The organism is Nocardioides sp. YIM 152588, from assembly GCF_040191335.1.
Taxonomy (GTDB): Bacteria; Actinomycetota; Actinomycetes; order Propionibacteriales; family Nocardioidaceae; genus Nocardioides.
In genome coordinates, this window is record NZ_JBEGDJ010000031.1 from 42,657 (window position 1) to 50,721 (window position 8,065).

General features: G+C 72.5%; 10 protein-coding genes. 9 read left to right on the forward strand and 1 reads right to left on the reverse strand.

Going from position 1 to position 8,065, the window contains the following annotated elements; translation table 11 throughout:
- The first annotated feature begins 240 nt into the window (after window positions 1–240).
- Genes hemL through ccsB form a run of 6 tightly spaced genes read left to right on the forward strand, consistent with a single transcriptional unit; the run spans window position 241 to window position 6,342 of the window.
- Window positions 241–1,593 (forward strand): glutamate-1-semialdehyde 2,1-aminomutase, encoded by a 1,353-nt coding sequence (hemL, locus tag ABLM29_RS14870; RefSeq protein WP_349714905.1) that lies wholly within the window; start codon window positions 241–243, stop codon window positions 1,591–1,593.
- Window positions 1,590–2,285, forward strand: a complete 696-nt coding sequence (locus tag ABLM29_RS14875; RefSeq protein WP_349714906.1) for a histidine phosphatase family protein — start codon at window positions 1,590–1,592, stop codon at window positions 2,283–2,285. The genes hemL and ABLM29_RS14875 overlap by 4 nt, the downstream gene beginning before the upstream one ends.
- Entirely contained in the window at window positions 2,282–2,905 is a 624-nt protein-coding gene (locus ABLM29_RS14880; protein WP_349714907.1) for a TlpA family protein disulfide reductase, read from the forward strand. Before ABLM29_RS14875 ends, ABLM29_RS14880 begins: the two co-directional genes overlap by 4 nt.
- On the forward strand, window positions 2,898–3,662 hold the full coding sequence (locus tag ABLM29_RS14885) for a cytochrome c biogenesis CcdA family protein (RefSeq protein ID WP_349714908.1): 765 nt from the start codon (window positions 2,898–2,900) through the stop codon (window positions 3,660–3,662). The genes ABLM29_RS14880 and ABLM29_RS14885 overlap by 8 nt, the downstream gene beginning before the upstream one ends.
- Window positions 3,659–5,290: a cytochrome c biogenesis protein ResB gene (gene resB / locus ABLM29_RS14890; protein WP_349714909.1), complete on the forward strand. Its 1,632-nt coding sequence runs from the start codon at window positions 3,659–3,661 to the stop codon at window positions 5,288–5,290. The genes ABLM29_RS14885 and resB overlap by 4 nt, the downstream gene beginning before the upstream one ends.
- Window positions 5,287–6,342, forward strand: coding sequence for a c-type cytochrome biogenesis protein CcsB (gene ccsB / locus ABLM29_RS14895; RefSeq protein ID WP_349714910.1), 1,056 nt, complete (start codon window positions 5,287–5,289; stop codon window positions 6,340–6,342). The genes resB and ccsB overlap by 4 nt, the downstream gene beginning before the upstream one ends.
- An 89-nt stretch (window positions 6,343–6,431) precedes the next feature.
- Here ccsB and ABLM29_RS14900 read toward each other — a convergent pair whose 3' ends face one another.
- Window positions 6,432–6,653: a hypothetical protein gene (locus tag ABLM29_RS14900; protein WP_349714911.1), complete on the reverse strand. Its 222-nt coding sequence runs from the start codon at window positions 6,651–6,653 to the stop codon at window positions 6,432–6,434.
- A gap of 77 nt (window positions 6,654–6,730) precedes the next feature.
- Here ABLM29_RS14900 and ABLM29_RS14905 point away from each other — a divergent pair, with 77 nt between their 5' ends.
- The 3 genes from ABLM29_RS14905 to ABLM29_RS14915 all read left to right on the forward strand — a co-directional run.
- Window positions 6,731–7,249, forward strand: a complete 519-nt coding sequence (locus ABLM29_RS14905) for a hypothetical protein (protein ID WP_349714912.1) — start codon at window positions 6,731–6,733, stop codon at window positions 7,247–7,249.
- A gap of 78 nt (window positions 7,250–7,327) precedes the next feature.
- Window positions 7,328–7,588: a DUF4229 domain-containing protein gene (locus ABLM29_RS14910; protein ID WP_349714913.1), complete on the forward strand. Its 261-nt coding sequence runs from the start codon at window positions 7,328–7,330 to the stop codon at window positions 7,586–7,588.
- A gap of 182 nt (window positions 7,589–7,770) precedes the next feature.
- A partial coding sequence (locus ABLM29_RS14915; protein ID WP_349714914.1) for a hypothetical protein occupies window positions 7,771–8,065 on the forward strand: 295 nt, incomplete at its 3' end.

Here is an 8,065-nt window from a genome sequence, read left to right on the forward strand (position 1 = left end):
CGTTCGCGGACGATCGGGTCTCGCCGGCGCGTCCCGGACGGTCCGCGCCTCGCCGCTGCCCTCCCACGGAAGCGACACATCTCCAACGGTGGTTGCGAGATGACGTTACGCGCGTCACAGGAACAAGTTCCAGGTTTTCGCGCAAGATTGATGGTAAGTAGTCGGAGTTTCCCTCCGTGTGGAATCGGCCGGGGCGGCCATGATGTGGGCCATTGGGGCCGATCGGTGACAATGTCCCGTGTGACGCCCGCTCCTGAACTGCAGCGCTCCGTCGACCGACCGACCGCGACCTCCGAGGCGCTCTTCGCCCGTGGCCGCGCGGTGACGCCCGGCGGGGTCAACTCCCCGGTCCGCGCGTTCAACGCCGTGGGCGGTACGCCGCGCTTCATCGCCAGCGCTGCCGGACCGTGGCTGACCGACGTCGACGGCAACACCTACGTCGACCTGATCTGCTCCTGGGGCCCGATGCTCCTGGGCCACCAGCACCCCGACGTGATGGCCGCGATCGGCGCCGCCGTCGCCCGCGGCACCTCCTACGGCACGCCCACCGAGGGTGAGATCGCTCTGGTCGAGGAGATCGTCGCCCGTACGCCGGTCGAGCGGGCCCGCCTCGTCTCCTCGGGCACCGAGGCGACGATGTCCGCGATCCGCCTCGCCCGCGGCTTCACCGGCCGCGACCTGGTCGTGAAGTTCGCCGGCTGCTACCACGGCCACGTCGACTCGCTGCTCGCCGCGGCCGGCTCGGGGCTGACCACGTTCGCGATCCCGGGCACCCCGGGCGTCCCGGAGTCCTCCACCGCGCTCACGCTGGTGCTGCCCTACAACGACCGGGCCGCGGTGACCGCGGCGTTCGCCGAGCACGGCGACCGGATCGCCTGCCTGATCACCGAGGCCGCCCCCGGCAACATGGGCGTGGTCCCGCCGGCGCCCGGCTTCAACGCGTTCCTCGCCGAGACCTGCCGCGCCCACGGCGCGCTGTTCATCAGCGACGAGGTGATGACCGGCTTCCGGGTCTCCAAGGCCGGCCAGTGGGGCACCGACGGTGCCGTCGAGGGCTGGGTGCCGGACCTGATGACCTTCGGCAAGGTGATGGGCGGCGGCCTGCCCGCCGCGGCGTTCGGCGGCCGCGCCGACGTGATGGGCCACCTGGCCCCCGACGGCCCCGTCTACCAGGCCGGCACGCTGTCGGGTAACCCCGTCGCCACCGCCGCCGGGCTGGCCACGCTCCGGGCGGCCACCGACGAGGTCTACGCCCACCTGGGCTCCGTCGCCGACACGCTGCGCGCCGGCGTCGCCGAGGCGTTCACCGCGGCCGGCCTGCCGCACGTGATCCAGTCGACCGGGTCGATGTTCTCGGTCTTCCTCACCGACGAGCCGGTCACCGACTACGCGGGCGCGCAGCGCACCGACGGCGCGGCGTACGGGGCGTTCTTCCACGCGATGCTCGACCGCGGCGTGCACCTGCCGCCGTCGGCGTACGAGGCGTGGTTCGTCTCCGCCGCCCACGACGACCGCGCGGTCCAGACCATCCTGGACGCGCTGCCGGAGTCCGCCCGGGCCGCCGCTGCCGCCGCCGGGGGTGAGGGCCGATGAGCACCCCCGACACCGTCGTCCACCTGGTCCGCCACGGCGAGGTGCACAACCCCGAGGGCATCCTCTACGGCCGCCGCGACGGGTTCCACCTCTCCGACCGCGGCCAGGCGATGGCGCTGAAGACCGCCGAGCACCTGGCCCAGCGCGACATCACCGTCGTCCGGTCCTCCCCGCTGGAGCGGGCCCGCGAGACGGCCGCCCCGCTCGCCGGCAGCCTCGGCCTCGAGGTCGGACTCGAGGACCGCGTGCTGGAGTCGACCAACAGGTTCGAGGGGATGCGGTTCGGCAAGCGCGACAACGCGCTGCGCAACCCGGCGAACTGGCGGTTCCTGTGGAACCCGTTCCGCCCGTCGTGGGGCGAGCCCTACAAGGCGATCGTGGTCCGGATGCTCGCCGCGGTCGAGGACGCCCGCAAGGAGGCCGAGGGCCACGAGGCGGTGCTGGTCTCGCACCAGCTGCCGATCTGGACCACCCGGCTCGCCGTGGAGGGGCGCTCGTTCCTGCACGACCCGCGCAAGCGCCAGTGCACCCTCTGCTCGGTCACCTCGTTCCACTTCGTCGGCACCGAGATCGCCCAGGTCTCCTACGCCGAGCCCGCGATCGACCTGATCCCGGCCGCGGACGTCCACGACCCGTTCTCGGCGGGCGACGCCCCCGAGGAGAACAAGCCGGAGGGGCCGACGCCGGCATGAACCGCGCCCTGCGCACTGCGGCAGCACTCGCGGCCGCCGTGCTCCTGGTCTCCGGCTGCTCGAAGGTCGGCGGCACCGACGGCGTCGAGTACGTCGCCGGGGACGGCCTCGTCGTGGAGGTCGCCGCCAACGACCGGCAGGAGCCGGTCGACGTCGCCGGCACCACGGTCGCGGGCGACCCGCTCGACCTGGCCGACCTGCGCGGCCAGGTGGTCGTCGTCAACGTCTGGTGGTCCGGCTGCGGCCCGTGCCGCACCGAGATGCCGATGCTCGTCGAGGCCGAGGAGCAGCTCGCCGCCGAGCACCCCGGCCAGGTCTCCTTCGTCGGGATCAACATCCGCGACCAGGCGCCGGAGAACGCCGCCGCGTTCGAGCGCGACCGTGGCGTGGACTACCCCTCGCTCTACGACCCCGGCAGCACCACGCTGCTCGGGTTCGGCCGCTACGCGCCGTACGCGCCCCCGGCCACGCTGGTGCTCGACACCGACGGCCGGGTGGCGGCGCTGATCAACGGCCCGATCCCGTCCCGCAGCACCATCACCGCGCTCGTGGAGGAGCTGCTGCCCGGCGGCACCGGCGGCACCGGCGGCACCGGCAGCCAGGCGGCCGCGGATGGGTGAGTGGTTCCAGAGCCAGGCCGCCGGCGGGTCGCTGGCGCTGGCGGTGCCGGTCGCGATGATCGCGGGCCTGGTCTCGTTCTTCTCCCCGTGCGTGATCCCCCTGCTCCCGGGCTACCTCTCCTACGCCACCGGGCTGTCGGGCGCGGACCTGGCCGACGGCAGCGCCGAGGCCCGGCACCGCGGCCGGATGCTGGCCGGCTCGGTGCTCTTCGTGGCCGGCTTCTCGGCCGTCTTCGTGCTGATCGGGGCCGCCTCCGGCGCCATCGGGCGCTGGCTGCGCGAGTACCAGGACACGATCACGCTGGTGATGGGCTTCGGCCTGATCGGGCTCGGCCTCGTCTTCGCCGGCGTGGTTCCGGTCCTGCAGCGCGAGTGGCGGTTCCACACCGTCCCCGCCGTCGGGCTCGGCGCCGCGCCGCTGATCGGCGCCCTCTTCGCCCTCGGCTGGCAGCCGTGCATCGGGCCGACCTACGGCGTGATCGTCAACCTCACCTTCGTCGACGCCACCGCGGCCCGCGGCGCGCTGCTCTCGCTCTGCTACGCGCTCGGCCTCGGCATCCCGTTCATCCTCGCCGGGCTGTTCTACCGGCGGGCGCTCGGCGCGCTCGGCTGGGTGCGCCGCCACCAGGTCTGGGTGATGCGGCTCGGCGGCCTGATGCTGATCACCGTCGGCGTGCTGATGGTGACCGGCTGGTGGGACCACCTCACCGCCTGGGTCCAGCTCCAGCTGGTCGACGGGTTCGAGGTGTCGGTGTGACCTCCACGAAGCCGACCGGCCCCGCCCCGGACTCCGGCGAGCGCCCGGCGAAGCACCAGCGCCGCTCCGGCGAGCTGACCGCCCGCGAGCTCGGCCGCTGGGCCTGGCGCCAGGTCACCTCGATGCGCACCGCGCTGGTGCTGCTCCTGCTGCTCGCGCTGGCCGCCGTGCCGGGCTCGGTGATCCCGCAGTCCGGCGTCGACGCGCTCGGCGTCAGCCGCTGGCAGGACGAGCACCCGACGCTCACCCCGATCTACGAGAAGCTCGACCTCTTCTCGGTCTACGACTCGGTCTGGTTCTCCGCGATCTACCTGCTGCTGGTCGTCTCGCTGGTCGGCTGCATCCTGCCGCGCACCGCGGTCTACTTCCGCGCCGCCCGCGCCCGGCCGCCCGCCGCGCCGAGGAACCTCACCCGGCTGCCCGACCACGCCACGTTCACCACCACCGACGAGCCCGCGGCGGTGCTCGAGCGCGCCCGCGGCGTACTGGGGAGGCGGTACCGGCTGCGCGAGACGGAGGACGGGACCGACTCCGTGGCCGCCGAGCGCGGCTACCTGCGCGAGGCCGGCAACCTGCTCTTCCACCTGTCGGTGCTGGTGGTGCTGGCCGGCTTCGCGATCGGCGGGCTCTTCGGCTACCAGGGCGGGGTGATCCTGGTGCAGGGCAGCACCTTCACCAACAACCTGACCCAGTACGACGACTTCAACCCCGGCGCCCTCTTCCGCACCGAGCAGCTCGACGACTTCTGCTTCGACGTCGACTCCTACGACGACACCTGGCTGACCGAGGGCCCGCGCGCCGGCATGGCGATCAAGTTCAACGCCGGGCTGACCTACCAGGAGCGCTGCGGCAGCAGCGACCCCGCGGCGTACGACCTGAGGGTCAACCACCCGCTGGGGATCGGCTCCACCGACGTCTTCCTGATCGGCCACGGCTACGCGCCGATCGTCACCGTCACCGACGGCGAGGGGAACATCGCCTACACCGGCCCGACGGTCTTCCTGCCCCAGGACTCCAGCTTCCTCTCCTTCGGCGTGATCAAGGCGCCGGCGGCGAAGCCGGGCCAGATCGGGCTCGAGGGCTTCTTCTACCCGAGCTTCGACCTGGTCGACGGCAACCCCGTCACCGTCTTCGGCGACGACCTCAACCCGACGCTGTCGATGCTCGCCTACACCGGCGACCTCGGCCTCGACGACGGGGCGGCGCAGTCGGTCTACGTGCTGGACAAGTCCGACGCGGAGCTGATCACCAAGGACGACGACTCGCCGTTCCGGATCGACCTGCAGCCCGGCGACACCCGGGAGCTGCCGGACGGCCTGGGGTCGGTGACGTTCGAGGGCGTCGAGCCGTGGGTGCGGGTGCAGATCAGCCAGACCCCCGGCAAGGAGGTCGCGCTGATCGGCGTCGTGCTGGCGCTGATCGGGCTCTGCGGGTCGCTGTTCATCCGGCCCCGCCGGGTCTGGGTGCGGGCGCGCAGGGTGGACGACGGGGCCGAGGGGGCCACAATGGTCGAGGTCGCGGTCCTGGACCGCTCCGGCAACGCCGACGTCAGCGAGGTCCTCGACGGCCTCGTCGAGAAGTTGAGCACCGAGAAGTTGAAGTCCGACAAGCAGGAGCTGGGTTCGTGAGCAACGCCGCGTGGGAAACGCTGAGCAACCAGGCCATTGCGGCCGCCGGGGTGGTCTACTTCCTGGCGCTCCTGGTCCACCTGGCCGAGTGGGCCGCGCTGCGCCAGCCGGCCGCCGAGAAGGCCCGTGAGACGGTGCCCGCGCAGGGCGGCGAGTGGTCGTCTTACGACGCGGGCGAGCCGGCCGCCGCCGGTCCCGACGTCGCGCGCCGGTCGGACCGCATCGCGTTCCTCGCCCGGCTCGGCCTGCTGCTGACGATCATCGCCTGCGCTGCGCACTTCGTCGGCCTGGTCGGCCGGGGCATGGCCGCGGACCCGAACCGGGTGCCGTGGGGCAACATGTACGAGTTCACCATCTCCGGCAGCTTCGTCGTGACGCTGCTGTACCTGGTGCTCTACAAGCGGCTCAAGCTCGCCTGGATGGCGCCGCTGGTGATCACCTTCGTGCTCTCGGTGCTGATGGTCGCCGTGATCTGGCTGCACGAGCCGGTCGCGCCGCTGGCCGAGTCGCTCAACTCCTACTGGCTGGTCATCCACGTGGTCTCCGCGGTGATCGCCACCGGCGCGTTCACCCTCGGCGGCATCGCCTCGATCATGTACCTGGTCCGCTCCCGCGCCGAGCGTCGCGCCGGCGGCACCGAGCTGGCCGGCTGGATGGGGCAGGTGCCGTCGCTGGCGGCGCTGGACCGGGTCGCCTACCGGGTGCACGCCTTCGCGTTCCCGGTCTGGACCTTCGCGGTGCTCATCACCGGCCCGATCTGGGCCCACGAGGCCTGGTCGCGGTACTGGAACTGGGACCCCAAGGAGGTCTGGGCGTTCATCACCTGGGTCGTCTACGCCGGCTACCTGCACGCCCGCGCGACCGCGGGGTGGAAGGGCCGCAACGCCGCGATCCTGGCGCTGGTCGGCCTGGGCACCCTGTGGTTCAACTTCATCGGGATCAACTACTTCTCGACCTCGAGCCAGCACTCGTACGCCGTCGACAGCCCCGTCGAGCAGTCGGTCGTCCTGGCCGCCGAGCCGGGGCTCGCGCCAGGCCGAGCCGGGGGTTAGGGCAGGCCGAGCAGGGGCTCAGGGCGAGCCACCGCGCGCTCGGTCGGCGGGGCCGGACGCCTGCCGGGTGTCGGCCCCGCCGGCCCGCGCTAGCTGTCGGGTGGGTCCAGCCGCTTCCGGTCGAGGTCGCGGAGGAACTCCTCATCGTCGTCCGGGGCGACCGGCCGGCTGGGCTTGGCGGGGCGGTGCGGTCGCCGCGGTGCCGGTCCTGGGCGCTTCGCTCCGGAGGAGGAGAACCCGCCGTCCTGGATCAACCGCACCGCGAAGTACACCGCGATCGCGATGATGATGACGACGAGCAGGAACTTCACACAGCCAGAGTAGGTCGCGCGGCGCCGATAACCCACCGGTCGAGGGCACCGGATCTGCGATGTATAAGGTTCGCGCCGTGAAGATGCGTCGAATTCTCGGACTGTCCGCTGCCACCCTGCTCACCGCCGGCGCCCTCGCGGCCTGCAGCGGCGACGACGACGCCTCCTCGGGGAACGGTTTCGCGGGCCCCTCGGAGCCGGCCACGATCCTCGGCGCCTGCCCCTTCACCGAGGCCGAGCTGTCCGACTGGCTCGGCGTCGGCACCGAGGCCGACGGCTGCACGTTCACCGCTGTCGGCGACACCCCCTACAGCGTCGCCGTGGTGACGGACGCGGCGGTGGAGGTCGACGCCTTCGAGGAGGACCGCTCCGGAGCCGAGGAGAACTGGGCGAACTTCGAGGAGGTCGACGGCGTCGACGGCGTCGCGTACGTCGCCTGGACCGACGACGAGCTCAACACCGAGGTCGGCTACCGCGACAACGCCGGCGTCTACCGCTACACGCTGACCGCGATCACGCCCGACCTGGTCGGCTCCGAGGATGCCGCCGCCATGGCGACGGACCTGATCGACCTGACCGTCGAGAAGCGCCCCTGACGCCGTACCGGACCGCAGCCGAGGGCCGCCCGCGACCACGATCATGGTCGCCGGCGGCCCTTCGCCTACCCTGGGGGTGTGAAGGAGTTCTGGATCTACACCGCCCTGCGCATGGGGCTCTTCCTCGGCGCGTTCGCGATCGTCTTCGGCGTCTGGTTCCTGGCCGCCGACTCGGTGCCCGTGCTCTGGGTGATCGTGGTGGCGTTCCTGATCAGCGGCGTCGCGTCGTTCCTGCTCCTCAACGACCAGCGCACGGCGTTCGCGTCGAAGGTCGAGGCCCGGGCCGGCAAGGTCTCCGAGCGCTACGAGGCCGCGCGGTCCAAGGAAGACCTGGACTGAGTCCGACGGCGCGAGCGCGTCTTCGCTGCGCTCGACACGCTGCCGCGCGCGCGGTCGAGGTTCGCTCGGTGCCAGGTGTTCTGGCGTCTCACCGCGGCTGCGCGCGGAGAAGCCCGGCTCGTCCGCTCCGGTCGCTGGCGCTCCCTCCGCGTGCTCGCCGTGCGTTCCCCGCGATGGCAGCCGTGAGGTCGGTGCTCGACGGCGCGAGCGCGTCTTCGCTGCGCTCGCCACGCTGCCGCGAGCGCGTCTTCGCTGCGCTCGCCACGCTGCCGCGAGCGCGTCTTCGCTGCGCTCGCCACGCTGCCGCGCGCGCGTCTTCGCTGCGCTCGCCACGCTGCCGCGCGCGCGTCTTCGCTGCGCTCGCCACGCTGCGCTCGCCACGCTGCCGCGCGCGCGTCTTCGCTGCGCTCGCCACGCTGCCGCGCGCGCGTCTTCGCTGCGCTCGCCACGCTGCCGCGCGCGCGTCTTCGCTGCGCT

Excerpts from the sequence above, each read along its gene's own strand:
- ABLM29_RS14875 (WP_349714906.1), top strand. The coding sequence starts at position 1,590 with ATGAGCACCCCCGACACCGTCGTCCACCTGGTCCGCCACGGCGAGGTG.
- ABLM29_RS14880 (WP_349714907.1), top strand. The coding sequence starts at position 2,282 with ATGAACCGCGCCCTGCGCACTGCGGCAGCACTCGCGGCCGCCGTGCTC.
- ABLM29_RS14885 (WP_349714908.1), top strand. The coding sequence starts at position 2,898 with ATGGGTGAGTGGTTCCAGAGCCAGGCCGCCGGCGGGTCGCTGGCGCTG.